23 protein-coding genes and 1 tRNA gene are annotated in these 26578 nt (G+C 68.5%); 20 read left to right on the top strand and 4 right to left on the bottom strand.

Annotated features, from left to right (window positions below; genetic code table 11):
* Positions 1 to 233 precede the first annotated feature (233 nt).
* From LPB260_RS19480 to LPB260_RS19445, 8 genes are all read left to right on the top strand, one after another.
* Entirely contained in the window at positions 234 to 1490 is a 1257-nt protein-coding gene (locus tag LPB260_RS19480) for an MFS transporter (RefSeq protein ID WP_208710044.1), read from the top strand.
* On the top strand, positions 1487 to 1888 hold the full coding sequence (locus LPB260_RS19475; protein WP_208707447.1) for a hypothetical protein: 402 nt from the start codon (positions 1487 to 1489) through the stop codon (positions 1886 to 1888). Before LPB260_RS19480 ends, LPB260_RS19475 begins: the two co-directional genes overlap by 4 nt.
* Complete coding sequence (locus tag LPB260_RS19470; protein WP_208707446.1) at positions 1885 to 3318, top strand: amidase; 1434 nt, start codon at positions 1885 to 1887, stop codon at positions 3316 to 3318. The genes LPB260_RS19475 and LPB260_RS19470 overlap by 4 nt, the downstream gene beginning before the upstream one ends.
* Before the next feature lie 2 nt (positions 3319 to 3320).
* A complete protein-coding gene (locus LPB260_RS19465) occupies positions 3321 to 4517 on the top strand; it encodes a CaiB/BaiF CoA-transferase family protein (RefSeq protein WP_208707445.1) in 1197 nt (398 codons plus the stop codon).
* Positions 4518 to 5309 (top strand): enoyl-CoA hydratase, encoded by a 792-nt coding sequence (locus LPB260_RS19460; protein ID WP_208707444.1) that lies wholly within the window; start codon positions 4518 to 4520, stop codon positions 5307 to 5309. It abuts the gene before it with no gap.
* A gap of 58 nt (positions 5310 to 5367) precedes the next feature.
* Positions 5368 to 6255 carry a polysaccharide deacetylase family protein gene (locus LPB260_RS19455; protein ID WP_208707443.1) on the top strand — a complete coding sequence of 296 codons (888 nt, stop codon included), beginning with the start codon at positions 5368 to 5370 and terminating at the stop codon, positions 6253 to 6255.
* A 163-nt stretch (positions 6256 to 6418) separates the two neighbouring features.
* Entirely contained in the window at positions 6419 to 7060 is a 642-nt protein-coding gene (locus tag LPB260_RS19450; protein ID WP_208707442.1) for a TetR/AcrR family transcriptional regulator, read from the top strand.
* Positions 7061 to 7302: 242 nt separating this feature from the next.
* Positions 7303 to 8187: a DMT family transporter gene (locus tag LPB260_RS19445; RefSeq protein WP_208707441.1), complete on the top strand. Its 885-nt coding sequence runs from the start codon at positions 7303 to 7305 to the stop codon at positions 8185 to 8187.
* 93 nt (positions 8188 to 8280) lie between these two features.
* Here the strand turns inward: LPB260_RS19445 and LPB260_RS19440 are convergent.
* A tRNA-Arg gene (locus LPB260_RS19440) sits at positions 8281 to 8357 on the bottom strand.
* 370 nt (positions 8358 to 8727) lie between these two features.
* Between LPB260_RS19440 and gabD the strand changes: the two genes are divergently transcribed.
* The 11 genes from gabD to LPB260_RS19385 all read left to right on the top strand — a co-directional run bounded on the left by gabD (position 8728) and on the right by LPB260_RS19385 (position 22558).
* Positions 8728 to 10176, top strand: a complete 1449-nt coding sequence (gene gabD / locus LPB260_RS19435) for an NADP-dependent succinate-semialdehyde dehydrogenase (RefSeq protein WP_208707440.1) — start codon at positions 8728 to 8730, stop codon at positions 10174 to 10176.
* Positions 10177 to 10287: 111 nt separating this feature from the next.
* Positions 10288 to 11568: a 4-aminobutyrate--2-oxoglutarate transaminase gene (gene gabT / locus LPB260_RS19430; protein WP_208707439.1), complete on the top strand. Its 1281-nt coding sequence runs from the start codon at positions 10288 to 10290 to the stop codon at positions 11566 to 11568.
* Positions 11569 to 11752: 184 nt separating this feature from the next.
* Positions 11753 to 12721, top strand: a complete 969-nt coding sequence (gene arsS / locus LPB260_RS19425) for an arsenosugar biosynthesis radical SAM (seleno)protein ArsS (protein WP_218281537.1) — start codon at positions 11753 to 11755, stop codon at positions 12719 to 12721.
* Positions 12722 to 12864: 143 nt separating this feature from the next.
* Entirely contained in the window at positions 12865 to 14244 is a 1380-nt protein-coding gene (locus LPB260_RS19420) for a sodium:solute symporter (protein ID WP_208707437.1), read from the top strand.
* A gap of 103 nt (positions 14245 to 14347) precedes the next feature.
* Entirely contained in the window at positions 14348 to 15316 is a 969-nt protein-coding gene (locus tag LPB260_RS19415) for a hypothetical protein (protein ID WP_208707436.1), read from the top strand.
* Positions 15313 to 17454, top strand: a complete 2142-nt coding sequence (locus LPB260_RS19410) for an FAD-dependent oxidoreductase (protein WP_208707435.1) — start codon at positions 15313 to 15315, stop codon at positions 17452 to 17454. Before LPB260_RS19415 ends, LPB260_RS19410 begins: the two co-directional genes overlap by 4 nt.
* A complete protein-coding gene (locus LPB260_RS19405) occupies positions 17454 to 18173 on the top strand; it encodes a DUF3047 domain-containing protein (RefSeq protein WP_208707434.1) in 720 nt (239 codons plus the stop codon). Before LPB260_RS19410 ends, LPB260_RS19405 begins: the two co-directional genes overlap by 1 nt.
* Before the next feature lie 72 nt (positions 18174 to 18245).
* Positions 18246 to 19322, top strand: coding sequence for an FAD-dependent oxidoreductase (locus LPB260_RS19400; protein WP_208707433.1), 1077 nt, complete (start codon positions 18246 to 18248; stop codon positions 19320 to 19322).
* A gap of 115 nt (positions 19323 to 19437) precedes the next feature.
* Entirely contained in the window at positions 19438 to 19611 is a 174-nt protein-coding gene (locus LPB260_RS19395; protein WP_208707432.1) for a hypothetical protein, read from the top strand.
* Positions 19612 to 19726: 115 nt separating this feature from the next.
* On the top strand, positions 19727 to 21103 hold the full coding sequence (locus LPB260_RS19390; protein ID WP_208707431.1) for a glutamine synthetase family protein: 1377 nt from the start codon (positions 19727 to 19729) through the stop codon (positions 21101 to 21103).
* A gap of 141 nt (positions 21104 to 21244) precedes the next feature.
* On the top strand, positions 21245 to 22558 hold the full coding sequence (locus tag LPB260_RS19385; protein WP_208707430.1) for an FAD-binding oxidoreductase: 1314 nt from the start codon (positions 21245 to 21247) through the stop codon (positions 22556 to 22558).
* 169 nt (positions 22559 to 22727) lie between these two features.
* Here LPB260_RS19385 and LPB260_RS19380 read toward each other — a convergent pair whose 3' ends face one another.
* From LPB260_RS19380 to LPB260_RS19370, 3 genes are all read right to left on the bottom strand, one after another.
* The gene (locus LPB260_RS19380) at positions 22728 to 22892 is read right to left on the bottom strand and encodes a DUF2986 domain-containing protein (protein ID WP_208707429.1); all 165 of its coding nucleotides are present in this window, start codon (positions 22890 to 22892) and stop codon (positions 22728 to 22730) included.
* A gap of 311 nt (positions 22893 to 23203) precedes the next feature.
* A complete protein-coding gene (locus LPB260_RS19375) occupies positions 23204 to 25210 on the bottom strand; it encodes an alkaline phosphatase family protein (protein WP_256625492.1) in 2007 nt (668 codons plus the stop codon).
* A gap of 71 nt (positions 25211 to 25281) precedes the next feature.
* Entirely contained in the window at positions 25282 to 25959 is a 678-nt protein-coding gene (locus LPB260_RS19370; RefSeq protein WP_208707428.1) for a Crp/Fnr family transcriptional regulator, read from the bottom strand.
* Positions 25960 to 26053: 94 nt separating this feature from the next.
* On the opposite strand from LPB260_RS19370, the gene LPB260_RS19365 reads away from it, so the two are divergent.
* Positions 26054 to 26578: a DUF962 domain-containing protein gene (locus LPB260_RS19365; RefSeq protein WP_208707427.1), complete on the top strand. Its 525-nt coding sequence runs from the start codon at positions 26054 to 26056 to the stop codon at positions 26576 to 26578.

Below are 26578 nucleotides of genomic sequence, written 5' to 3'. Positions count from 1 at the left end.
GCTCTGGAGACGCGGTCTACCGATCATTCGTCCGCTGCGGTAAAAAAAACGCTGGTAAATGTAAAAAAACAGTTTATAAATATATTTATAAACGGAATCCAGCCTTGGCCATGGCCGTCGGGCGCAGTCCCGGGTTCATGTTCCGATGCATCCCGCCACAGGAGGCAGCCATGACCATGGCGACTACCACGGGCTCAGGCCCGTCCTCGAGCGCCGGTGAACCCGCCGTTTCGATGGAGGCGACCTATCGCAAGATCGCGCTGCGGCTCGTTCCATTCCTGGGGCTGCTGTTTCTCCTGGCCTGGATCGACCGGGTGAACGTCGGCTTCGCCAAGCTACAGATGCTCGACGACCTGCAGTTCAGCGAAGCCGTCTACGGTCTCGGCGCGGGCATCTTCTTCATTGGTTATTTCCTCTTCGAGGTGCCCAGCAACCTGCTCCTGGAGAAGATCGGGGCGCGCCGGACCCTGGCCCGCATCGCGATCCTCTGGGGGCTGACCTCCATGGCCATGATGTTTGTGACCACGCCTGGGCAGTTCTACCTGGCGCGCTTCCTGTTGGGCGTGTTCGAGGCCGGCTTCTTCCCCGGCGTGATCCTCTACCTCACCTACTGGTTCCCGGCGCGCCGGCGGGCCTCGATCAATGGCCTGTTCATGACCTCCTTCGCCGTGGCCGGGGTGATCGGCGGCCCGCTGGCCGGACTGATCATGAGCGGCATGGAGGGCGTGGGGCCCTACGCCAGCTGGCAGTGGCTGTTCCTGATCGAGGGCGTGCCCTCGGTGCTTGCCGGCATCGCCGCGCTGTTCTATCTGCCGGAGAAGCCGGCGAACGCCACATGGCTGAGCGCGGCGCAGAAGCGCGCGGTGGCCGCCGCCCTCGAGCAGGAAAATCAGGCGGGGCACAAGCATGCGTCGCTACGAGCGGCCTTCACCAACCCACGGGTGTGGCTGTGCGCCGCCATCTACTTCTGCATCGTCAGCGGCAACGCCACCATCGCGTTCTGGTCGCCGTCGATCATCAAGGAGTTCGGGGTCGACAGTAAGTTGCAGATCGGCCTGCTGTCGTCGATCCCCTTCATCCTCGGTACCGGCGCCATGCTCTGGAGCGGTTTCCACTCCGACCGGAGCGGTGAGCGCCGCCTGCACTGCGCGTTCGCGACCCTGCTCGCCGGTGCGGGACTAGCGCTCACCGGCCTGTTCCTCGGCAGCCCGCTGATCGCGCTCTGCGCCCTGTCGCTCTCGGCCATCGGCATTCTCGCGGCGTTTCCGGTGTTCTGGTCGCTGCCGGCCGCGTTCCTGACCGGCACCGCCGCCGCCGGCGGGATCGCCCTGGTGAACTCCGTCGGCAACCTGGCCGGGTTCGCCGCGCCCTATCTCATGGGGTCCCTGAAGACCGCCACCGGCAGCTTTTCGGCCGGCCTGTACGTGGTGGCAACGCTTCAGGTGATCGCCACCTTGCTGGTCCTGGCCTTCGTCCGGAGGGAAAAATGAAAGCCGTCGCACCTGTTCTCCCAGTGGCTGTACAGTCCCCGGCGCTTCCCGCCGGCGAGCCGTCGCCCGTGGCACTGGACGTGCCGTTGTCCGAAGAGCTGCTGGCGCTGATCGGCAAGCATGCCAGCAGCCTGTCACGGGAGGTGAGGGTTGGCCTCGAACTGATTCAGGAGGCCACCGGAATCACCGCGCCGGCGGCGTTGCGGGCGCCCGTGGCACGTGCTCCGGGCTACTCCCTCGAAGCTGCATTCGCCACCTTGAATGTGCCGCTGTCCAGTGAGGAACTGGTGATGGTGAGCAAGGTCAGCGCCAGGCTGGCGCGGGTGTTCCCGGGCGCCGAGGAGGATTCGGGCGGGCGCTTGGGCGGCGTTGCCGGTTCGCCGCAGGGGCGCTCATGAGCGCGCTATTGCCGGCGACCCTGAGTGGTCTGCGCAAGGCCCTCGCCGCCGGACGGCTCAGCGTGCAAGAGGCCCTCGACGCGCAGGTGGCGCACCTGCGCGCGAACGCCTCGAAGTATCGCTGCGTCACGGCCATCCATGAGTTGCCCGGCGCCGAATCATCTCGCCCGAGGCAGTCTGCGGCCGTCCGCCGTCCGCTGGACGGCGTCGGCCTGGCGCACAAGGACATCTTCCACCGCCTCGACCGGCCGGCCAGCTGTGGCCATCGGCTACCGCCGCCGGTGAGCCGGCGTGCCTTGAGCGCCCCGGCCTTGACCCGGCTGGATGCCGCCGGCGCCAGCGAGTTGGCCTCGCTGTGCATGGCCGAGTATGCCTGCGGCGCCACCGGGCAGAGCGAGCAGGGCGATGAGCCGGTCAACCCGCTCGACGCGGCGGCCGTGGTCGGCGGTTCGTCCAGCGGCTCTGCGGTGGCCGTGGCGGCCGGGCTCTGCTACGCCTCGCTGGGGACGGATACGGCCGGCTCGGTGCGGATTCCCGCCGCGACCTGCGGGGTACTGGGGCTCAAACCCACTCGCGGCCTGATCCCGAGCAGCGGCGTGTTTCCCCTGGCGCCCAGCCTGGACACGGTCGGGGTGATTGCCCGCTCGGCCGCCGATGCCGCGCACCTGTTGGCCGTCACCGCGACGCGCGGGCTGCGCACGCTACGGGCGGCGCTGGAGAGTCCGCAGCAGCTGGAGACGGCATTGCTCGCCAGCCCTGCGCCGCGCCTGCGCTACTGCTTCGACGCCGCGCCGGTGCGCGAGGACGTGCTGGCGGTACTCCTCGACTTCACACGGAATTTACCCCGTGCGTGGCAGATCACCCCGCGCGCCGCGCCCTGGCTCAAGGAACTGACCGGCTACGCCGAGACGCTGCTGCATGTCGAGGCCGCCCAGGTGCACCTGCCACGGCTGCGGCAGTCGCCAACGGCGCTCGGCCCCATGGTGCGTGCGGTGGCGTTGCCCGGCATCGCCCTGCCGGCGGTCTGGTACGCCGAAGCGCTGGCGCGCCGCGCGCAGTGGGCCAAGCGCCTGGTGGCCGAGTATTTCGAGGCGGCCGACATCCTGCTGATGCCGGCGCTGCCAGAGGGGGTGCCCAACTGGGATGAGGTGCATACCCGGTCGCCACGCTTCAACGGTCGTGCCCTGGGCTCTTTGTACCGCTTGATGCCCTTCGTCAACTACCTCGGCTTCCCCTCCGTCGTCTTTCCCGTCGGCACCGATGCACTCGGCCGGCCGGTTTCTGTGCAGGCAATTGGTCGCCCCTTCAGCGAGACAACCCTGCTTTCGTTTGCCTACCGGGTCGAGCGCGACCTGTTCGGCGCAGAGGGCTTCGCCCCCCTGCCCCTGACCCCGGACGGCAGTTCCACTCGGATAAGTACCAAGAGGTAATCATGGCCAAGATCAGTGCTTCCAACGCCCTCGCCCGGTTTCGTGTTCTCGATCTTTCGCGAGTCAGGGCAGGCCCGACCTGCGTGCGCATGCTGGCGGACTTCGGCGCCGATGTGATCCGTATCGAGCCGCCCAAGGGGGTCGACCCGAACGAAGGCATGTTTGCCGCCGATCGGCTCGGCGGCGACTTCCAGAATCTCAATCGCAACAAGCGTTCGCTGACCCTGAACCTGAAGAAGCCGGAAGGCCTGGAGATTTTCCGCAGCCTGGTGAAGGACGCGGATGTGGTGGTGGAGAACTGGCGCCCGGATGTGAAGGCCCGCCTCGGCGTCGACTACGAGTCGCTGCGTGCGATCAACCCGCGGATCATCCTGGCGAGCATTTCCGGCTTCGGCCAGAGCGGTCCCTATGCGCGCCGGCCGGGCTTCGACCAGATCGTCCAGGGCATGGGCGGGCTGATGTCGGTGACCGGATTTCCCGAGCAGGGGCCGGTTCGCGCCGGCCTGGCCGTGGCCGATTCCGCCGCGGGCCTCTACTCGGCGCTGGGCATCTTCATCGCGCTGCTCGAGCGGGAGGTCTCCGGGGAGGGGCAGTGGGTCCACACCTCGCTGCTGCACACCATGATCGCCATGATGGACTTCCAGGCCGCCCGCTTCCTGAACGAAGGCGACATTCCCCGGCAGGCCGGCAACGATCACCCGACCAGCAGCCCGATGGGCCTGTTCGAGGCCTCGGATGGTTCGTTCAACCTCGGCGCCTCGGGGGAAGGCAGCTGGCAACGGCTGTGCGCCGCGCTGTGCCAGCCGGGCTGGCTGGAGGACCCGGACTACGCCGATGAAAAGCTGCGGGTGAAGAACCGCGCCAAGCTCAATGCCCAGTTGCAGAAGGTCTTCTCCAGTCACTCGGTGGCCTATTGGGTCGACCTGCTCAACCAGGCGGGCGTGCCGACCGGCCCGGTGTATTCGGTGCCCGAGATGTTCGAGGACCCGCAGGTGCAGCACCTGGGTGTGGTGCAAGAGGTGATCGCGGAAACCGGGATGGCGCGCCGGGTGGTGACCCAGCCGGTGCGTCTGGCGCGTACGGAAAGCGCCATCGCCTCGGCGGCGCCGGGCTGGGGTGAACACACCGACGAGATTCTCAGCGCCCTCGGCTACGGCCGTGAGCGCCAGCTCGAACTGCGCGAGCAGGGGGTGGTGTAGATGGAAGCGGGCACGATCAAACTGAACCTCGACGGCAGGATTGCACGCATTGCCATCTGCAACCCGCAGCGCCACAACGCCATGTCCTTGGCGATGTGGCGCCAGCTGGGCGATATCGTCAGCGAGCTGAACGGGCGCGGCGATATCAACCTGATCGTCCTGCGCGGCGAGGGCGGCAGGGCCTTCGTCTCCGGCGCGGACATCCGCGAATTCGCCACGCTGCGCTCCAGCGACGAGGCGGTGAAGGCCTACGACGAGGCCGTCGATCGCGCGCAGAGCGCCCTGCAGGACTGCGTGCACCCGGTCGTCGCGGTGATCGAGGGCTACTGCTTCGGCGGCGGTATCGGCCTGGCGCTGTCGTGCGACCTGCGTTACGCGGCGGCAAGCGCGCGGTTCCGCATGCCGGCGGCGCGACTGGGACTCGGCTATGCCCTGCGTGGCATGCAGCGCGCGGTGAGCATTCTCGGTGCGGCGCAGGCGACCGAGCTGTTCTTCTCTGCCAGCGAGTACAGCGGCGCAGAGGCCGCCCAGCGCGGTCTGGTGCATCGGGTGTTGGGCACCGAGACCTTCGATGACGCGGTCGAGGCGCTGATCGGCCGGGTCGCGGCCAATGCGCCCTTGTCGCTGCGCGCGGCGAAACTGGCGATTCGCAGTGCGGCGCATATCGAGGTGCCGGCGGCTGTCGCGCAGGCCGTTGCCCGGCAGGTGGAGCAGTGCTTTCGCAGCGAGGACTACGCTGAAGGGCGGCGGGCCTTTGCCGAACGCCGCGAGCCAAGATTCGAAGGGCGCTGAGCGCGCCCTTGCCGTTAACCGAGACCCTCACCGTCTCGCATTCTAGAGAGCTAAGTTCGTGGCAAATCCAAGAATTCCCTATGCAATGCCTGCCGAGCGGCCAGCGCTGCGCGCCCCGGCCTCGGGTTCCATCATGGTCCATGTCGTGGTCAACGTTGAGCATTGGTGCTTCGACCAGGCCATGCCGCGGACCCTGCTCACCCCGCCCCACGGGCGCCAGTCGGTGCCCGATATTCCGAATTTCTCCTGGGTCGAATATGGCATGCGCTGCGGCCTGCCACGGATGATCGAGGCCCTGCGCAGCCGTGGGATCCCGGCCTCGACCAGCTTCAACGCCAGTGTCATCGACGCCTATCCGCAGGCAGCGGAGGCCCTGCTCGACGCCGGCTGGGAGTTCATCGGCCATGGCATGCACCAGCGCGGGATGCAGGACGAGCAGAACGAGGCGCAGGTCATCGCCGGGGCGCTGGACAAGATCCAGGCGTTTACCGGAACCCGCCCGCGGGGCTGGTTGAGTCCGGGGTTGCGCGAGACCAGCGAGACGCCGGAGTTGTTGAAACAGGCCGGGATCGATCACGTCTTCGACTGGGTGCTGGACGATCTGCCCAACTGGATGTCGACGCGCCAGGGCCCGCTGCTCTCGGTGCCTTACAACCTGGAGCTGAATGATTCGGTCATCTACGCGGTGGAAAAGCACGCCTCGGCGGAGTTCTTCGAGCGCCTCGCCACGACCCTCGCGTTGTTCGAGCGCGAAGCGCAAGCGCAGCCGCGGGTGCTGGCATTGGGGCTGCATCCGCACCTGATGGGCGTGCCCCACCGCTTCGCCTATTTCGAGCGGATGCTCGACCTGCTGCAAAGCTCCCCCAGGGTCTGCTTCATGACCGGGACGCAGATCGCCGATTGGTATGTCGAGCAGGTGCCTGCGGAGCCGGGCGAGGCCAGGTAGGCATCGATGTCGGTCCTGAGCGCTCAGGGTCGAACACCATGGGGCGATGACTGCACCGGCGCGCTGTCCGCGAAAGCGCTCTGATGTGTCGCGAAAAAGATCGTTGTCTGTCGTGTCGCCGGCCAGTCCGACTGGTCGGCATTAGCCTGCTGAGTAAAAGCCAATGCAACAGTCCGTTCGAGTCTCGTCCGCCCGCGCCAGCTGCGCGCCGGCTTCTTCGCTGGCGCCGGCCAGTGACCAGGTGCGCGTGGTCGCGCTTGAGCTGTTCGTGACGCAGGGCTTCAACGGCGTCAGCGTACGCAGGCTGGCCAGCGCGATCGGCGTGCAGGCCGGCTCGCTCTACAACCATTTCGACAGCAAGCAAGGCCTGCTTTACGAGCTGATCGAGGACTACGAGGAGGCGCTGCTGTACGTGCTGCGCAAGCAGCAGTGCCACGGCCATGATCCACGGCAAGCGGTGCGCAGCTACATTGACGCCTACATCCGCTTCCTGCTAGCCAACCACTTGGGCGCGGCCCTGACCCGGTTCGAGTTTCGTAGCCTGAGTTCTGCTCAGCAGCGCCATATCCAGGGAGTGCGCCGCCGTTACCACGACTTGCTCGGCGAGATGATCCGCGAGGGCATGCGCCGGAGGCTGTTCGCCATTGGCAATGTGGTCGCCGTGGTACATGCGCTGATCGCCATGCTCGAGGGGGCGCCAGATTGTCCCCCCGCCGAGGGGGCGTCCTCAATCGAGTGGCTGATAGAGCACTTCCAGGCGCTGGTGCTGAAGTCCCTGGTGGCCGATAGCGCCGCGCTGACTTGAGTCGTTGGCTCGCGACAACTTCGCCTGGCGAGCCTGAAGCCCCGCGCCAACTTACAACGAAGGTATTGCTGCGCCTTTGCGCCGTGATCGGCTTCCGCCTGCCCAGCGCTTTTCGGGTGGCACTCACGCTTACTGACTGGAATCAGTTACCGACAGGATCTGCATATGAAACAAGGACACACCGTCAGCGGGCCGCTTGGCCCGGTTCTGACCCGTACGACGATCTGCCGGGAGCGCAGGCCGTGCTGAATGCCCATCTGTGCATGCTGCTCTGGGCGTTGCTGGTGGCGCTGTCATTCTTCGCCGTCGCCGAACTTGGCCCGACCCTGGATGCGCTGCCACTGATCGCCCTGCGCCTGCTGCTGTCCGGCCTGCTGTTCCTGCCCCTGCTGTGGCGGCGACGCAGTGCGATAGGCCGGCCGGCCGTGGCCGCTCACACGTTGCTCGGCGGACTGCTGGCGATACATTTCGCCAGCATGTTCGAAGCGCTCAAGCATACCGGGGCGTTGGACATCGCCATGCTGTTCGTCACCATACCGTTGCTCACGCTCGGGTGCGAACGCCTGCTGCTGGGCACGCCGGTGCTGCAACGACTCTGGCCGAACCTGACCGCCGCCTGCGGCGCTCTGGCGCTGCTGGCCCTCGACCAAGCCCGGTTCGATGCCTACGCCTACGGACTGTACGGGATCGGCTGCCTGGCGCTGGCGCTCTACGCGCCGCTGACCCTGCGCTGCAAACCCTGGCTGGGCGCGCAGCGCAGCGCCGCCTCGCTGGCCTGCGGCAACATGCTCGCCGGCGGCGTGCTGCTGGCGTTGCTGAGCCTGCCGGGACAGCGCTGGCAGAGCCTGCAATGGATGACGGCGGCTGACCTCGGCTGGGTGGTCTATCTGGCCGTCAGCGCCACCCTGGTGACCTTCTGGCTGCTGCACCGCGCCATCTACCACCTGCCGCCTGCCACGGTAATCGCCTACAGCTACATGGCCAGCCTGTTTGCCCTGCTGCTGCAGGCCATATGGTTCCAGGAGGCCCCCTCCGGCATGGCCTGTGGCGGCGCCGTTCTGATACTGCTCGGCATGGCCTGGCTGGCCTACCCAACCGTTGGCGGGTCGAGGCGTGAGCCGGTCTGAGGCGCTGGAGTCGTCCGCCAGCAGCGTGCTGGCGCGTCCTGAAGACGAAAAACAAAAAGGCCCAGGTTTTCACCTGGGCCTTTTTGTTTGAGATGGCGCACCCGGCGGGATTCGAACCCACGACCCCTGCCTTCGGAGGGCAGTACTCTATCCAGCTGAGCTACGGATGCAATGCGGGCGCAATCATACGCATCTAGCCGGCAGGCGTCCATGCTGGCGCGATGTTCGCGATTCTGCACGAGTGCCCCGAGCCTGCCCTGGACCGACCGGTACTTGCCAGCTGGCGCTATGCGTCGTTAATTTTTTCGAACAGCCTATTGCCCTTTACCCCAGCCGACCCTAGGATTCGTTTGAGATTTCAAACGCAGAGATTGAAACTGTGCGGAACTCTGTGCGCCGCCAGCCGTTCGAACTCTGCATGGGCCCGTCAGGGCCGCCAGCTCGCGCCATCGCGAGGGCTAGACTTTTCGACGGGCACCGCCCCGTGACTCCAGTAACGACCGTCCGACGCCTGGGTGTCGGGACTTGAAGGAGACTGCCATGCAACTGAAAGACACCCAGCTGTTCCGTCAGCAGGCCTATATCGATGGCCAATGGCTCGACGCGGACAGCGGCCAGACCATCAAGGTCAACAATCCCGCCACCGGCGAGATCCTCGGCAGCGTGCCGAAGATGGGCGCCGCCGAGACCCGCCGCGCCATCGAGGCCGCCGACCGTGCGCTGCCGGCCTGGCGTGCGCTGACCGCCAAGGAGCGGGCGACCAAGCTGCGTCGCTGGTTCGAGCTGCTGATGGAGAACCAGGACGACCTCGGCCGCCTGATGACCCTGGAGCAGGGCAAGCCGCTGGCCGAGGCCAAGGGCGAGATCGCCTATGCCGCCTCCTTTATCGAGTGGTTCGCCGAGGAAGCCAAGCGCGTCTACGGCGACGTGATTCCCGGCCACCAGTCGGACAAGCGCCTGATCGTGCTCAAGCAGCCGATCGGCGTTACCGCCGCCATCACCCCGTGGAACTTCCCGGCGGCGATGATCACCCGCAAGGCCGGCCCGGCCCTGGCCGCCGGCTGCACCATGGTGATCAAGCCGGCCTCGCAGACCCCCTTCTCCGCCCTGGCCCTGGTGGCCCTGGCCGAGCGCGCCGGCATTCCCAAGGGCGTGCTCAGCGTGGTCACCGGCAGCGCCGGCGAAGTCGGCGGCGAGCTGACCAGCAACCCGATCGTGCGCAAGCTGAGCTTTACCGGCTCCACCGAGATCGGCCGCCAGCTGATGGCCGAGTGTGCCCAGGACATCAAGAAGGTGTCGCTGGAGCTGGGCGGCAACGCGCCCTTTATCGTGTTCGACGACGCCGACCTGGACAAGGCGGTGGAAGGCGCGCTGATCTCCAAGTACCGCAACAACGGCCAGACCTGCGTCTGCGCCAACCGTATCTACGTGCAGGATGCGGTCTACGATGCCTTTGCCGAAAAGCTGGCCGCCGCGGTGGCCAAGCTGCAGATCGGCAACGGCCTGGAGGAGGGCGTCACCACCGGCCCGCTGATCGACGACAAGGCCGTGGCCAAGGTCCAGGAACACATTGCCGACGCCGTGGGCAAGGGCGCCAAGCTGCTCACCGGCGGCAAGCCGCACAGCCTGGGCGGCAGCTTCTTCGAGCCGACCATCCTCACCGACGTGCCGCGCGACGCCGCGGTGGCCAGGGAGGAGACCTTCGGTCCGCTGGCGCCGCTGTTCCGCTTCAAGGACGAGGCCGAGGTGATCGCCATGTCCAACGACACCGAGTTCGGCCTGGCCTCCTACTTCTATGCACGCGACCTGGGCCGGGTGTTCCGCGTGGCCGAGGCCCTGGAGTACGGCATGGTCGGCATCAACACCGGGCTGATCTCCAACGAGGTGGCGCCGTTCGGTGGGGTCAAGGCCTCCGGCCTGGGCCGCGAGGGCTCTAAGTACGGCATCGAGGATTACCTGGAAATCAAATACCTGTGCCTGGGTATCTGATCGTCCTTTCGTAGGGTGCGCCGCGCGCACCTTGGCTAAATTTTCGGTGCGCACGGCGCACCCTACGCATAACTTTCCGGTGCGCCTTGCGCACCCTACCCCGAGGAAGTCATGAGCAAGACCAATGAATCCCTGATGCAGCGCCGCACCGCCGCCGTTCCGCGTGGCGTGGGGCAGATCCACCCGATCTTCGCCGACCGCGCGGAGAACGCCACGGTCACCGACGTCGAGGGCCGCGAGTTCATCGACTTCGCCGGCGGCATCGCCGTGCTCAACACCGGCCACCTGCACCCCAAGATCATCGCCGCGGTGCAGGAGCAGCTGACCAAGCTCAGCCACACCTGCTTCCAGGTGCTGGCCTACGAACCCTATGTCGAGGTCTGCGAGCAGGTCGCCGCGCGCGTGCCGGGCGACTTCGCCAAGAAGACCCTGCTGGTCACCACCGGCTCCGAGGCGGTGGAGAACGCGGTGAAGATCGCCCGCGCCGCTACCGGCCGCGCCGGGGTGATCGCCTTCACCGGCGGCTACCACGGCCGCACCATGATGACCCTGAGCCTGACCGGCAAGGTCGCGCCCTATTCGGCCGGCATGGGCCTGATGCCCGGCGGCGTGTATCGCGCCCAGTACCCCTGTGCGCTGCATGGGGTCAGCAGCGACGACGCCATGGCCAGCATCGAGCGCATCTTCAAGAACGACGCCGAACCCCGCGACATCGCCGCGATCATCGTCGAGCCGGTGCAGGGCGAGGGCGGCTTCTACGTCGCGCCCAAGGACTTCATGCAGCGCCTGCGTGCGCTGTGCGACCAGCACGGCATCTTGCTGATCGCCGACGAGGTGCAGACCGGAGCCGGGCGCACCGGCACCTTCTTCGCCATGGAGCAGATGGGCGTGGCCGCCGACCTGACCACCTTCGCCAAGTCCATCGCCGGCGGCTTCCCCCTGGCCGGCGTGTGCGGCAAGGCCGAGTACATGGACGCCATCGCCCCGGGTGGCCTGGGCGGCACCTATGCCGGCAGCCCGATCGCCTGCGCCGCGGCCCTGGCGGTGATGCAGGTGTTCGACGAGGAGAAGCTGCTGGAGCGCTCCAAGGCGGTCGGCGAGCGCCTGGTCAGCGGCCTGAAGGAGATCCAGGCCAAGCACAAGGCCATCGGCGACGTGCGCGCCCTGGGCTCGATGATCGCCGTGGAGCTGTTCGAGGACGGCGACCTGCACAAGCCCAATGCCGCGCTGACCGGGCAGATCGTCGCCAAGGCGCGGGACAAGGGGCTGATCCTGCTGTCCTGCGGCACCTACGGCAACGTGCTCCGGGTGCTGGTGCCGGTCACCGCGCCGGATGCCCAGCTGGACAAGGGCCTGGCGATCATCAAGGAGTGCTTCGACGAACTGGCCTGAGGCCGGTGATGCAAGAAGACCCGCTAAGGCGGGTCTTTTTTTGCCCGGTCTTCGGAGTCGGACGAGCCCCTCCAGGGGTGCAGAATTTGTAAAACAAAAGCCCGCAGCCCGGGACGGGTCTGTAACAAAAGCGCCGGAGCCTCCTCTATAGTCGGTATTTGCCAAGGAGTTAACCGTGCGCGCCATGCTCCCCCTGCTCGACCAGCTGGCCTTCCCGGCGATCCGTCGTGGCCACCTGGAAGCCCTGCAGATCAACCTGACCTATCGCTGCAACCAGCGTTGCCTGCACTGCCACGTCAATGCCGGGCCGACCCGCACCGAGGCCATGACCGACGAGAGCCTGGCGCTGCTGCACCAGGTCATCGACGCCCACCCGGTGCATACCCTGGACCTCACCGGCGGGGCGCCGGAAATGCACCCGCGTTTTCGCGAGATCGTCACCCATGCCCGGCGCGAGGGCCTGCGGGTGATCGACCGCTGCAACCTGACCATCCTCAGCGAGCCAGGCTACGAAGACCTGGCCGGGTTCCTCGCCGAGCAGGGTGTGGAGGTCACGGCCTCCTTGCCCTGCTACTCGCGCGACAACGTCGACAAGCAGCGCGGCGATGGCGTGTTCGACGCCAGCATCGAAGGCCTGAAGAAGCTCAACGCCCTGGGCTACGGCCAGGACGGCAGCGAGCTGCTCCTCAATCTGGTGTACAACCCCCAGGGTCCGCGCCTGCCGCCACCCCAGGCGGCGCTGGAGGCCGACTACAAACGCCACCTGCGCGAAGACTTCGGCATCGTCTTCAACCATCTGCTGTGCATCACCAACCAGCCGATCGCCCGTTTCGGCAGCACCCTGGTCAGCAAGGGCCAGTTCAACGACTACATGCAACTGTTGCGCGACAGCTACCGTCCCGAGAACCTCGACACGCTGATGTGCCGCAGCCTGGTCAGCGTCGACTGGCAGGGCTACCTGTACGACTGCGACTTCAACCAGATGCTCGAACTGCCGCTGCAGTTGCAGGGCCAGCTGATCGGACGCGAGCGCGCCCACCTGCGCGACCTGCTTGGCCGCGAACTGGATGGCAACCCGATCGTCACCCGCGACCACTGTTTCGCCTGCACCGCCGGCCAGGGCTCAAGCTGCGGCGGCGCCCTCAATGACTAGCGCCGGTAGGGTGCGCCGTGCGCACCACCAGAGCATGCAGCGGACGCTGGTGCGCACGGCGCACCCTACGGAGCTGTTCGCGCTTGGTGCGCATGGCGCACGCTACGGGGCTGCTGGCGCCCTCAACTGATAAGGACTGACGTATGGATGGAAGCGGCGTGATCGGGCTGTTTTTCTGGGGCTTTCTGCTGGCTTACGGGGTGCTGATGGTGGCGTTGTCGCCCCGGGCGGTGACCCTCGGCGGCTTCTTCAACGGCGAGGACAGCCAGGGCCGCAGCGCGGCGCCCTGGCTGTTGACCTCGAGCATCTTCATCAGCTGGATCTTCGCCAAGTCGGTGACCAACGCCGCCAACCTGGGGGCCAGCTACGGCCTGGTCGGCGGCCTGGCCTACGCCACCTACTGGCTGTCGATCCCGCTCACCGGCCTGGTCATCTACCGCCTGCGCCGGCGCTTCGCCGCCACCAGCCTGGTCGGCTTTCTCAGCAGCCACTATGGCCGCGGCGCGGCCCTGGCCTTCTCCGCGGCCATCCTTATCCGCCTGTTCAACGAGGTGTGGAGCAACACCGCGGTGGTCGGCGGCTACTACGGCGACTCCGGCAGCGCCGAGTTCATCGGCGCCGCCCTGCTGTTCACCGCCGTGACCCTGGCCTACAGCCTGCGCGGCGGCCTGCGCAGCTCGATCCTCACCGATGCGGCGCAGGCGGCGATCTTCGTCGTCGCCCTGGTCTGGGTGCTGGGCCTGGTGCTGCCGCAGCACTCGCCAGCCGAGCTGGCCAGCACCAGCCACTGGGCCCTGGACGCCGGGGTCGACCTGCTGCTGGTGGCCGGCCTGCAGATCTTCAGCTATGGCTTCCACGACCCGGTGCTGACCGACCGCGGCTTCATCAGCGAGGAGCAGACCATGCGCCGCTCCTTCATCGTCGCCGGGGTGCTGGGCTTCTTCGCCATCCTCGCCTTCAGCCTGATCGGCGTACACGCCCAGCTGAGTGGCCTGGCCGCCAGCGACAACGTGCCGGCGGCCCTGGCCAAGAGCATGGGCATCGGCGCGTTGCTGGTGATGACCGTGGTAATGGTCTCGGCCGCCGGCTCGACCCTGGACTCGACCTTCTCCAGCCTGGCCAAGCTGGCCGGGCGCGAGCTGCCGCTGCTGGCCGGCCGCGACCTGGGGCAGAAGGCCATCGGTGTGGGCATGGCGGTGATGGTGCTGTTCGCCCTGCTCGGCAACCTGCCGATGATCGCCGGCACCGACATTCTCAAGGCCACCACCATCAGCGGCACCATGGTCATCGGCCTGGCCCCGGTGTTCATCCTCCACGGCCTGGTGCGGCCGACTCGCCTGGGTTTCCACCTGAGCTTCTGGTGTGGCCTCGGCCTCGGCCTGGCCCTGACCCTCGGCTGGATTCCCCAGGCCTGGGCCATCGGCGAGGGCAAGTACGCCCTGCTGCTGGGCACCAACCTGTATGGATTGGGGTTGTGCGTGCTGGGCTACCTGCTGCCCGGCTGGTTACGGAGGACTGCCTGATGCTGCTTGGCGTCGTGGGGTACGCCGTGCGCACCAGGCATCTGCCTGCGGAATGGGTGCGCACGGCGCACCCTACCGCTCATTGGCTGGGGGCTGAAGCCTGATGCGCGCCGGTCGCGACTGCCCGTTGGACTACCGCCTGCCGCGCGAGGCCTTCGCCGGCGCGCCGCTGTTCGACTGCGACACGCTCTATGTGCTCGGCGGCCTGTATGGCAACCGCCAGGCCCTGGCCGCCGCGCAACGCCTGCTGGCCGCCGAGCCGGCGGCGCGCGCCGTGTTCAACGGTGATGCCCACTGGTTCGACCGCGATCCGGCCATCTTCCAGGCCGTGGAACAGGGCCTGGCCGGCCACCTGGCCCTGCGCGGCAACGTCGAGACCGAGCTGGGTCGAGGCGCCGACAGCGGCGCCGGCTGCGGCTGCGCCTACCCGATGAGCGTGGATGACGCCGTGGTGGCGCGCTCCAACGCCATTCAGGCCGAGCTGAACGAAACGGTGCGGGGGCTGCCGGGGATGGCCGCGTGCCTGGCGGAGAGGCCGGTCAGTGCCCTGGTCAGTGTCGGCGGCCGGCGGGTGGCCATCAGCCATGGCGACGAGCGCTCCCTGGCCGGCTGGGGCTGCTCGCGCGAATCACTCAGCGCGCCGGCGCGCCGGCAGCAGCTGGATGCCTGGTTCGCCGCCAGCGGCGTGCAGGTGCTGGCCACCAGTCACACCTGCGCCGCCGTCGCCCTCGACCTGGCCAACGGCGCGCTGATCAACAACGGCGCCGCCGGCCTGCCGAACTTCGCCGACGGTCGTTACGGCCTGCTCAGCCGCATCGCCACCCGCCCGCATCCGCATGCGCTGTATCGCTGCGAGCGCGATGGTCTGTTTATTGAGGCGCTGGCCCTGGATTACGCCCATGATGCCTTTGTCGCCGACTTCGACCGCCAGTGGCCGGCGGGCAGCCCGGCTGCCCTGTCCTATCGTGCGCGGCTGCTCGGCGTCGGCCTGGAGCCGCCCGCGGCGGCCCTGCTGGGCGGCTTCACCCTCAACTCGCACAGTGGCTGTGCACCGGAGACCCACATCGGATGAACCTTCGCAAACTGCTGCTGGTGGCGCTGATCGGCGCCCTGATCGCCGCGTTCTTCGTCTTCGACCTCGGCCAGTACCTCAGCCTGGAGGTGCTCAAGGCCCAGCAGGCGGCGCTGAATGCCCAGGTCGCGGCCAGTCCCTGGCAGGCCGCCGGGCTGTTCTTCCTCGGCTATGTCGCGGTCACCGCCCTGTCGCTGCCCGGCGCGGCGCTGATGACCCTGCTGGCCGGTGCCCTGTTCGGCCTGCTGGAAGGTTTCGTGCTGGTGTCGTTCGCCTCCACCCTGGGGGCCAGCCTGGCCATGCTCAGCAGCCGCTTCGTGCTGCGCGACTGGGTGCAGGGGCGCTTCGGCCGGCGCCTGGCCAGCATCGACGCCGGCATCGAGCGCGAGGGCGCCTTCTACCTGTTCGCCCTGCGCCTGGTGCCGATCTTCCCGTTCTTCCTGATCAACCTGGCCATGGGCCTGACCCGCCTGCCGCTGCGCACCTTCTGGTGGGTCAGCCAGGTCGGCATGCTGCCGGGCACCCTGGTCTACGTGAACGCCGGCCGCGAACTGGGCCAGCTCGAGACCCTGGGCGGCATCCTCTCGCCCGGGCTGCTCGGCGCCTTCGTCCTGCTCGGCCTGTTCCCGCTGCTGGCGCGCAAGCTGCTGGAGCTGATCAAGGCGCGCCGGGTCTACGCCGGCTGGAAGAAGCCCAAGCGGTTCCAGCGCAACCTGCTGGTGATCGGCGCCGGCGCCGGTGGCCTGGTCAGCGCCTATATCGCCGCCGCGGTAAAGGCCAGGGTCAGCCTGGTGGAGAAGCACCAGATGGGCGGCGACTGCCTGAACACCGGCTGCGTGCCGTCCAAGGCGCTGCTGCGTTCGGCCAAGCTGGCCCACGAGTTGAAGAAGGGCGAGGCCCTGGGCCTGCGCGGGGTGAGCGGCGAGGTGGATTTCGCCGCGGTGATGCAGCGCGTGCAGCGGGTCATCGGCGACATCGCCCCGCATGACTCGGTCGAGCGCTACACCGGCCTGGGCGTCGAGGTGATCGAGGGCGAGGCGCGCATCACCTCGCCCTGGACGGTGGAGGTGGGCGGCGAGACCCTGAGCAGTCGCAACCTGATCATCGCCGCCGGGGCGCGCCCGCTGGTGCCGAGGATTCCCGGCCTGGAGCAGGTGCAGGCGTTCACCTCGGACACCATCTGGACCCTGCGCGAGCGGCCGCGCTGGCTGCTGGTGCTGGGCGGCGGGCCGATCGGCTGCGAGCTGGCTCAGGCCTTCCAGCGCCTCGGCAGCCAGGTGATCCAGGTGGAGATGGCCGAACGCCTGCTGCCACGCGAGGACAGCGACGCCAGCGCGGCGCTGCTGGCCAGCCTGCAGGCCGATGGCGTCGACGTGCGCCTGCAGCACCAGGCCGAGCGCTTCGAGCTGGTCGACGGCGAGCAGCGCATGGTGGCCCGCCGCCTCGACACCGGCGAGCAGGTGACCATCGCCTTCGACTGCCTGCTGCTGGCCCTCGGCCGGGTGGCCAACGTCAGCGGCTACGGGGTCGAGGAGCTGGGCCTGGTGGTGCGCGACAACGGCACCCTGGAGACCGACGAGTACCTGGCCACGCGCTTCCCCAATATCTATGCGGTGGGCGATGTCACCGGCCCCTACCAGTTCACCCATGTCGCCGCGCACCAGGCCTGGTACGCCGCGGTCAACGCGCTGTTCGCCCCCTTCAAGCGCTTCAAGGCGGACTACCGGGTGATCCCCTATTGCACCTTCACCGCGCCGGAAGTGGCGCGGGTCGGCCTCTCCGAGGGCGAGGCGCAGCAGCAGGGGGTGGCCTACGAGGTGACCCGCTACGGTATCGACGACCTCGACCGGGCCATCGCCGACGAGGCCGCCCACGGCTTCGTCAAGGTGCTCACCGAGCCGGGCAAGGACCGCATCCTCGGCGTCAGCATCGTCGGCGAGCAGGCCGGCGAACTGTTGGCCGAGTACGTGCTGGCGATGAAGCACGAGCTCGGCCTGAACAAGATCCTCGGCACCATCCACAGCTACCCGACCCTGGCCGAGGCCAACAAGTACGCGGCCGGCGAGTGGAAGCGCGCCCATGCGCCCCAGGCGCTGCTGCGCTGGGTCGAGCGTTTCCATACCTGGAGACGCAACTGATGCGCCGGCTGCTAAGTGTTCTGCTGCTGGTCGCGCCACTCACTCAGGCGGCGCCAGACAACGTCCTCACGCCCTGGACGGCCGGACCGCCGGCGGCCGAGTGGTCGCCGCCCTGGCGTGTCGCCGATATCCCCAAGCTGCAGGCGCCGACCCGCAGCCTGGTCGAGCGGGACGGTCGCCTGGTGCTGCACATCGACGCCGATGCCGCGGCCGGCGGCCTGCTGCACCCGCTCGATCTGCCCGGCGACCGGCCCTGGCAGCTGAGCTGGCAGTGGCGCAGCGAGCGGCGCCTGGAGCAGGCGCGCTTCGCCACCCGCGAGGGTGACGACTATGCCGCGCGGGTCTATGTGCTGCTCGACTACCCGCTGGCCAGCCTGCCGTTCCTGACCCGGCAGAAGCTGCGCCTGGCGCGCACCTTCTACGACCCCAGCCTGCCGGCGGCGACCCTCAGCTACGTCTGGGACAACCGCCAGGCGCCCGGCAGCCATGCCCGCAGCGCCTACACCGAGCAGGTCGAGATGCGCGTGCTGCGTGGTCCGGACGCGCCGCTCGGGCAGTGGCTGAGCGAGCGCCGCGACCTGCGCGCCGATGCCATCGCCGCCTTCGGCAGCGCGCCGTCACGCATCCTCGGGGTGGTGTTCGCCGCCGACAGCGACAACACCGGCGAGCGCGCGCAGAGCTACTTCGCCGATCCGCGCCTGCAGCCCGCCGCGCCTTGAATGAGCCTTGCGCGACGGCGCCCGCTGCCGCCATCCTCTGCGCCTGGCCAGCCTTGAAGAGCCGATAGCGCGATGAACCACTATGACCTGATCCTGCTCGGCGCCGGCCACGCCCACCTCGGCGTGCTGCGTCGCTGGGCCCTGGTCGAGCGGCCGCCCGGGCGTATCGCCCTGCTCAGCGCCGGCCCGCAGGCCTGGTACTCGGGCATGCTGCCGGGGCTGCTGGCGCAGCGCTTCAGCCCGGAGGACTGCCGCATCGAGCTGGACCCGCTGTGCCGCGCGGCCAAGGTCGAGCTGATCGTCGCCCAGGCCGCGGGTCTGGACCCGCAGCAGCGCCAGGTTCGGCTCGACGATGGCCGGCGCCTGGCGACCCGCTGGCTGTCGCTGAACGTCGGTGCCGAGGTGGCCGCCCCGCCGCAGCGCGGCGCCGCCATGCAGGTCCTGGCGGTGAAACCCTTCGCCACCTTTCTCCACGGCTGGCGGGCCTGGCAGGCCGAGCCGCAGCCGCTGGCGATCCTCGGTGGCGGCGCCGCCGGGGTCGAGCTGGCCCTGGCCCTGGCCGGCCAGGTGCCCGAGCTGTCGCTGTTCTGCGCCGGCCAGTTGCTCGATGGCCACAACCCCGGCCTGCATATGCGCGCCTGGGGACACCTGCGCCAGCGCCGGGTGCGGGTGCGCGAGCACTGCCCGATCGAGCAGATCGACGGCGAGCGCCTGCTCAGCGGCGCCGAGCCGGTCTGGCGCGGCAGTCGCCTGCTCCTGGCCAGCGGCGCCCGGGCCCTGCCCTGGTTGGCCGGCAGCGGCCTGGCCTGCGACGAGGGCGGCTTCGTGCAGATCGGCGCGACCCTGCAGAGCCACTCCCACCCCTGGACGTTCGCCGTCGGCGACTGCGCCAGCCTGCCCGGGGCGCGCAAGAGCGGGGTCTACGCGGTGCGCCAGGGGCCGGTGCTGGCGGCCAACCTCGGCGCCGTGCTGCGTGGCCAGGCGCTGCGCCGCTACCAGCCGCAGCGCCACAGCCTGGCGCTGCTCGCCACCGGCGATGGCGGCGCCCTGATGGGCTGGCAGCAGTGGAGTGCCGGCGGCCAGCTGTTCGGCCGCTGGAAGGATTACCTGGACCGGGGCTTTATCCGCCGCCACAGCATTTCCGGCTGAGCCTGGACGACCAGGGGGCGAGGGCCGGGGGCGCGGCATTGTTTAGTGCGGGCGCAACCGAGCGTGCGAACAATCGCATTTAATCGCCCCCGAGCGCCGTGCGAGCCTGCTGGCCATGAATTCGCCAGCCCGTCGTTGCGCCCTGTCCCCCACCTGCCCGGTCCGCCGGGTCGGCGGTGCGCTCGGCGTCGACGGGCGCAACTCCCGCCTGCCTGAAATCCTCGCCTTCTGGGCGCTGTGGCATTGCCGCCACGCGCGCCCGCCGGACGCCCCTCTCGGCTATATCTGAATAGGACGGCCGCAACTCGTTGCGGCCCTTTCCATCAGTGACCTGCCGCCTGCTGCCGCGTTCGCGCCGCAGCTTCGCGGGCACAGTGCGCCATGCCGGCGCTAACGAGAGTCCCATGTCATTCGCATCCGTGCAGGACGCCCAGGATTTCCTGGCGCACAACCCCGATATCGAGCTGTTCGAGCTGTTCATCCTCGACGCCAACGGCGTGCCGCGCGGCAAGCTGTTGCACCGCGACGAGCTGCTCGCCGTGTACCAGAGCGGCCGGCCGCTGCCCAGCACCATCCTCGGCCTGAGCATCAATGGCGACGACGTCGAGGACTCCGGGCTGGTCTGGGAGGTCGGCGACATCGACTGCCGCGCCTACCCGCTGCCCGGTAGCCTGGTGCGCCTGCCCTGGCGACGCATCCCCACCGCCGCGCTGCAGGTCAGCATGCACCCGCAGCAGGGCCTGCCGGCCACCGTCGCCGATCCCCGGCACGTCCTGGTGCGGGTGATCGAGCAACTCAAGGCCGACGGCTTTCACCCGGTGATGGCCTGCGAGCTGGAGTTCTACCTGCTCGACCAGCGCCGCGACGCCGAGGGCCGGCCGCAGCCGGCGCGGGACGCCGATGGTGGCCGGCCGCGCAGCACCCAGGTCTACGGCCTGCGTGAGCTGGAGCAGCTCGAACCCTTCCTCAAGGACCTCTACGCCGCCTGCAAGGCCCTGGGCATTCCGGCACGCACGGCGATCTCCGAGTACGCCCCGGGCCAGGTGGAGATCACCCTGGAGCATGGCGAGGCGCTGGCGGCCATGGACCAGGCCGTGCGCTACAAGCGCTTGGTCAAGGGCGTGGCCAACAGCCACGGGATGCAGGCCTGCTTCATGGCCAAGCCCTTCGACCACCTGGCCGGCACCGGCATGCACATGCATGTCAGCCTGGCCGACGCGGCCGGGAACAACCTGCTGGCCGGCCGCCCCGATGACTTCGACGGCCCGGCCGGCAGCCTGCTCAAGCAGGCCCTGGGCGGCATGCTCGCCAGCCTGCTCGACTCCCTGCTGCTGTTCTGCCCCAACGCCAACTCCTACCGGCGCTTCCAGGCCAACAGCTACGCGCCGCTGGCGCCGACCTGGGGCGTCGACAACCGCACCGTCAGCCTGCGCGTGCCGGGCGGGCCGGCCGCCAGCCGGCATATCGAGCACCGCATCTGCGGCGCCGATGCCAACCCCTACCTGGCCGCGGCGGCGATCCTCGCCGCCATCCACCGCGGCATCCGCGAGAACCTCGACCCGGGCGCGCCCATCGAGGGCAATGGCTATGCCCAGGCCAAGACGCTGCTGCCGACCGACTGGCTGACCTCGATCCAGGCCTTGGAAGGCTCCGCCTGGGCCCGCGAGGCCCTGGGCGAGGACTTCCTCAAGGTCTACCTGGCGGTCAAGCGCACCGAGTACCGCCAGTTCATGGCCGAGGTCGGCGAACAGGACTGGCGCTGGTACCTGACCCAGGCCTGAACCCGGTTTCGATGCGTCGGGTGCGCGGGGGCGCCCAGCCTGTGCGCACCGATATATCTGTGTGCGCAGGGGCCAGGCGTCTCCGCGCGCCCTAAGACCTGCGGTGCGCACGGCGCACCCTACGGTAACGAGGATTACTTCATGAATGCTGTCACCCAGGCCGCACTGCCGGCCGCCGAGCGCTGCCCGTCCTACTACAGCGCCACCCTCAACCAGGAAACCCACTACCCGACCCTGCAGGGCCACCACAGCGTCGATGTGGTGATCATCGGCGGTGGCTTCACCGGCGTGGCCAGCGCCGTGGAGCTGGCCGAACGCGGCCTCAAGGTGGCCCTGGTCGAGGCCCGGAAGATCGGCTGGGGCGCCACCGGGCGCAGCGGCGGCCAGGTCACCGGCAGCCTCTCGGGCGACGCCGCCATGCGCAAGCAGATGGGCAAGACCCTGGGCGCGGAGGTGGACGATTTCATCTGGCAGCTGCGCTGGCGCGGCCACCAGATCATCCAGCAGCGCGTGGCCAAGTACGGCATCGCCTGCGACCTCAAGCACGGCCACCTGCACGCGGCGATGAAGCCCAGCCACATGGCCGAGCTCGAGGCCGCCTGTGAAGAGGCCGTGCGCCGCGGCATGGGCGCGGAGGTCAGCCTGCTCGATGGCGCCGGGGTCCGTGAGCACCTGGGCAGCGAGCTGTACTGCGGAGCGCTCAAGAACACCCGCAACATGCACCTGCATCCGCTCAACCTGTGCCTCGGCGAGGCCCGGGCGGCCGAGGGCCTCGGTGCACTGATCTTCGAACATTCCGAGGTGCTGCAGATCGTCCACGGCGCCAAGCCGGCGGTGATCACCGCCGAGGGGCGGATCGATGCCCAGCAGGTGCTGCTGGCCGGCGACGTCTACCACAAGCTGGAGCCGCAGAAGCTCAAGGGCATGATCTTCCCGGCCATGGGCGGCATCGTCACCACCGCGCCGCTGGGCGAGCTGGCCAAGGCGATCAACCCCCAGGACCTGGCGGTCTACGACTGCCGCTTCGTCCTCGACTACCACCGCCTGACCGCCGACGGCCGCCTGCTGTTCGGCGGCGGCGCCAACTACTCGGGGCGCGACTCGCGGGACATCGCCGCCGAGCTGCGCCCGGGCATCGAGCGCACCTTCCCGCAGCTCAAGGGCGTGCCGATCGACTTCCAGTGGAGCTGCGCCATGGGCATCGTGATCAACCGCATCCCCCAGCTCGGCAAGCTCTCGGACCACGTCTGGTACTGCCAGGGCTACTCCGGCCACGGCATCGCCACCAGCCACATCATGGGCGAGATCATGGCCGAGGCGCTGACCGGCAGCCTGGCGCGCTTCGACACCTTCGCCGCCTGCCCGCAGATCAAGGTGCCGCTGGGCGAGCAGCTGGGCAACCCGATGCTGGCGGTCGGCATGTGGTACTACCAGCTGCTGGAGAAGCTGCGCTGAGTCGCGGGTAGCGCGCTACATGGTGCTGGCGCGGAGAAGGGATCGTTTAGACTGGGCCGGTTTCAGCACATAAATAGGATGGGTTGAGTGAAACGCTACCCATCAGATACCCAGACAAACCAAAGTGCTGAGCCGGCGGCAGCATGGGTATCGCTGTGCTTAACCCATCCTACGAACTCTCAGGAGTGATGCTTGAATCCGGGCTGGCTTCAGCGGCCAGTTTTAACCGATCGGCTTTGCTTATGTACGTGGATTTTTTCTTGGGTGCCTTTTTGGCATTGGCCTTTTTGGCGTGCGCCTCGAGTAGCTGTTTGATTTTCTTGCGGCGATTCATGGGTTTAAGCCGTGTTGGTTAATAAGGGCATGCAAATAAAACGGGTTGCGTGAGTTGTCTAGCGGCTCGATGTCTCTGAGCTGATCATAAGTAGATCACTCCGCTCCCCCTCTAGTTGATCATGGTTTGCTCCGGCTAGGACGGTAGTCGCTTGGAAGCGAATGGCGACTATCGGCCAAAAGCAGCCTGTCGCCTGCGTCAGCTTTAACAGCCAACATCAGCCCTTCGAGCAAATGCATGGCGGTGTCTACGAAATCAGGGGCAATTCACCCCTTTAGAGGCGTGCAGCTTCGCACCTATAAACCGGTGGCCTAGCGCGCTGACTTGTCACCAATCGTCAGCGCGCCGCCGGCCTGTGCCTGCTGCGCCGCGTGGCGTGCGGCGTCGCGGTCCTCGACGAAGCTGACCGGCGCCGAGCCGTCGGCGTTGAGCTGGATGATTTCCTTCGGCTGCCCTTGCTCGTCGAAGAACACCTGGCCGAGGCCGGCGCCGTTCCACAGGCGTTCGCCGGCCTTGCTGCGGCTGGGGATGCGCGGCACCACCCGCATGCGCCGGCGCTTGGTCAGCCAGTTGAGCGGCGAGCGTGGCGAGTAGAGCCAGCGGTTGAGGCGGTCGAACCAGTCGAGCAGGCGCGGCGGGAATTCGTTCTTCAGGCCGCTGCTGGTGATCTGCCAGATATGCGGGGCGCTTTTGCGATGGCGGATCAGCACCTGGTAGACGAAGGAGTAGTGCACGTCGCCGGACAGCACCACGTAGCAGCCCGGGGTGCGCGAGTGGCGGAAGATGTTGAGGATCACCTGGGCGGCGCCGCGATGGGCCATCCAGTTCTCCGCATCGACCATCAGCGGGTGGCCGATCCAGGTGAACAGCCGCTGCACCGCCTCGATCAGCTTGACCCCGAAGATCGGCGCCGGCGAGACGATGATCGCGGCCCGGTGGTCGAGCAGCGCCTGCTGCAGTTCGCACAGCGCCTCCCAGTCCATCAGCCCGGACGGCCGCTTGCGCCTGCGCTCGCTGCGCCAGCGCCGGGTGCGGGTGTCGAGCACCAGCAGCGCCGGCTCGCTCGGCAGCACGTAGTGCCAGTGGTGAAAGCGCAGCAGGCTGTCGATCAGGGCGTCCTGGGCGCCGCTGTCGATGTGGTTGCGCCCGTCGCGGGCGGCGCTCATCGCCTCGATCCGTTGCAGCACCTCGGCGAACGGCTGCGGGTCGTTGCCCCAGCCCTGGCACAGCAGGTAGGCGATCAGGGCGTTGCCGATGATGCGCTTGGAGAAGGCGTGGCCGTAGGCCGTCTCCTCCCACTGCGCCGACAGGTTCCAGTCGTCGGTGACGTCGTGGTCGTCGAAGATCATCAGGCTCGGCAGATGGGCCAGGGCGCGGGCCACCCGGTCGAGGCCGTCGCGGAAGTCCTCGACGTGCTGGCGTTCGCTCTCGTAGCGCCGCGCCCGTTCGGCGTCCAGTTGCGGCCGGTGGCTGCCGAGCAGGGTCCAGGGCGTCGGCGACCAGACCAGCAGGTACATGGCGAGCATCTCGGCCAGGGTGACCAGGTGGTTGTCGGCGCTGCTGGTGGTGAAGATCGGCTTCTTCACCCCGCCGAAGAAGCGTTCGCGCAGGCTGTCGTTGTGCTCCAGCGCCGGCAGCAGCTCGGCGCGCTGGTAGTAGCCGACCTCGTGGGCATAGAGCGCGTCGCTGTCCTCGACCAGGGCGCCCTCGAGGCGTTCGCCGAACAGGCCGAGGCGCTCGATCAACTGGTGGATCGCCCGCAGCATGGGGCCGCTGACGTCGTCGGCGTACACCTGGTCGCCGCTCATCAGCAGCAGCGCCGGGCGCTGCTCGGGTTCGTGGGCCTGGGCCAGCAGGCGGTCGGCGCACAGCAGGCCGTCGGCGGCGGGGTGGTGCGGCTTGCGGCAGGAGCCGTGGAGCAGCTGGTCGAGGCGTGCGCGCAGGACGAAGTTCGGCCGCGCGGCCCCCTCGTACAGCAGGTGCGGCGCCCACTCGGCGATGCCCTGGGCGGGGCCGTCGGCGCTGGCGATCAGCAGGTCGTAGTCGATCCGCACGTCGCAGGGCAGCGGGCTGTCCAGCTGCAGGTCGATCAGGTGGACGAAGGCGTGCTCGCCGACCTGCAGCACCCGGCATTGGCTGTCGTCGAGGACATGGTCGCGCTGCTCGGGCGCCTGGCCCTGTTCGCCGTAGCTCAGCTGCAGGCGCAGCGACAAGGCCCGCGAGCCGACCAGCCAGAGCACCAGGCGCTCGGGCTGCAGGCGCCGCAGCAGGGGGCCGGCGAGGACGGGGGGCAGCGGTGGATTGGCGGTGGCGGACATCGGCGCATCGGGCTCTGGCTGGCGGGAAGGTCGAGGTAGCGGGGTCGAGGATACACCCTCGCGGCGCTGCGTCAGCGGGCGGCCCGGCGCAGGCGCGGCAGGTCGAGCAGCTCGATCTCGCCATAGTTCAGGCGCACGATGCCCTGGGCTTCCAGCTCCTTGAGCAGCTGGTTGGTGGTCTGGCGCGACAGCGCGAGCATCAGCGCCAGCTGCTCCTGGGCCAGGTGCAGCACCCGCCGCGGCTCGCCTTCGCCGTAGTTCTCGGCGATCAGCAGCAGGCGTCGGGCCAGGCGCGGCGCCGCCGGCAGCAGGCTCATCTCCTCCAGGGCGGTAAAGGTCAGGCGCAGCTTCTGGCTCATCAGCAGGGCGAAATCGCGCCAGTGCTGCGGCTGGCGCTGGAGCAGGGCCAGCAGTCGCGCCTGGGGCACCAGCAGCAGGGTGCAGGGGCATTCGGCGAAGGCGTCGTGGGTGCGCGGCTGGCCGTCGAACAGCGACACCTCGCCGAACCAGGACGGCGGCTCGATCAGGCTCAGCAGCGCCTCCTTGCCGTTGGCGTTGACCGCGCCGATGCGCAGGGCGCCCTCGACCAGGGCGTACAGGCCGCTGGGCGGATCGCCGCGGCGGAACAGCGGCTGCCCGGCCGCCAGCCGCTGCACCTGGGCGTCGGCCAGCAGGGCGTCCTGCAGGGCCGCGGGCAAGGCGCTGAACCAGTGACCGGCCAGCAGGGCGGCGCGGTAGCTCTCGATCATCGGCGGTCTCCGGGGGTTTGTCGGCTAGCCGACAGAGTGGCGCGGTGCGCCGGGCGCATGATGGGCGCATCTGTGCAGCCCGAGGATCACCCGCATGAAAAGCCTAGTCGAGCACCTGGCGCAATACGCCGCCTACCACCGTGACCGCCGCAACATCGCCAGCCACTTCATCGGCGTGCCGCTGATCGTCCTGGCGGTGGCGGTGCTGCTGTCGCGCCCGGGGTTCGAAGTGCTGGGCCTGTGGCTGTCGCCGGCGACCCTGGCGGTGCTGGTCGCCGGGCTGTTCTACCTGCGCCTGGACCTGCGCTTCGGCCTGCTGATGGCCGCATTGCTGGGGCTATGCCTGTGGCTCGGCGCGATCCTGGCGGCGCAGGCCACCGGTCTGTGGCTGGGCGGCGGCCTGGCGCTGTTCGTCATCGGCTGGGTGATCCAGTTCGTCGGTCACTACTACGAGGGGCGCAAGCCGGCCTTCGTCGACGACCTCATGGGCCTGGCGATCGGCCCGCTGTTCGTCGCGGCCGAGGCGGCCTTCCTGCTCGGCCTGCGCCGGGAGGTGGAACGGGCGGTGGTCGAGCGGGCCGGACCGACCCGCATCCGCGCGCCCAAGGCCGGCGCCTGA

It is taken from the genome of Pseudomonas sp. LPB0260 (assembly GCF_013388395.1).
The sequence above is the reverse complement of the archived record's forward strand: the minus strand, read 5'-3'. Positions and strand labels throughout refer to the sequence as shown.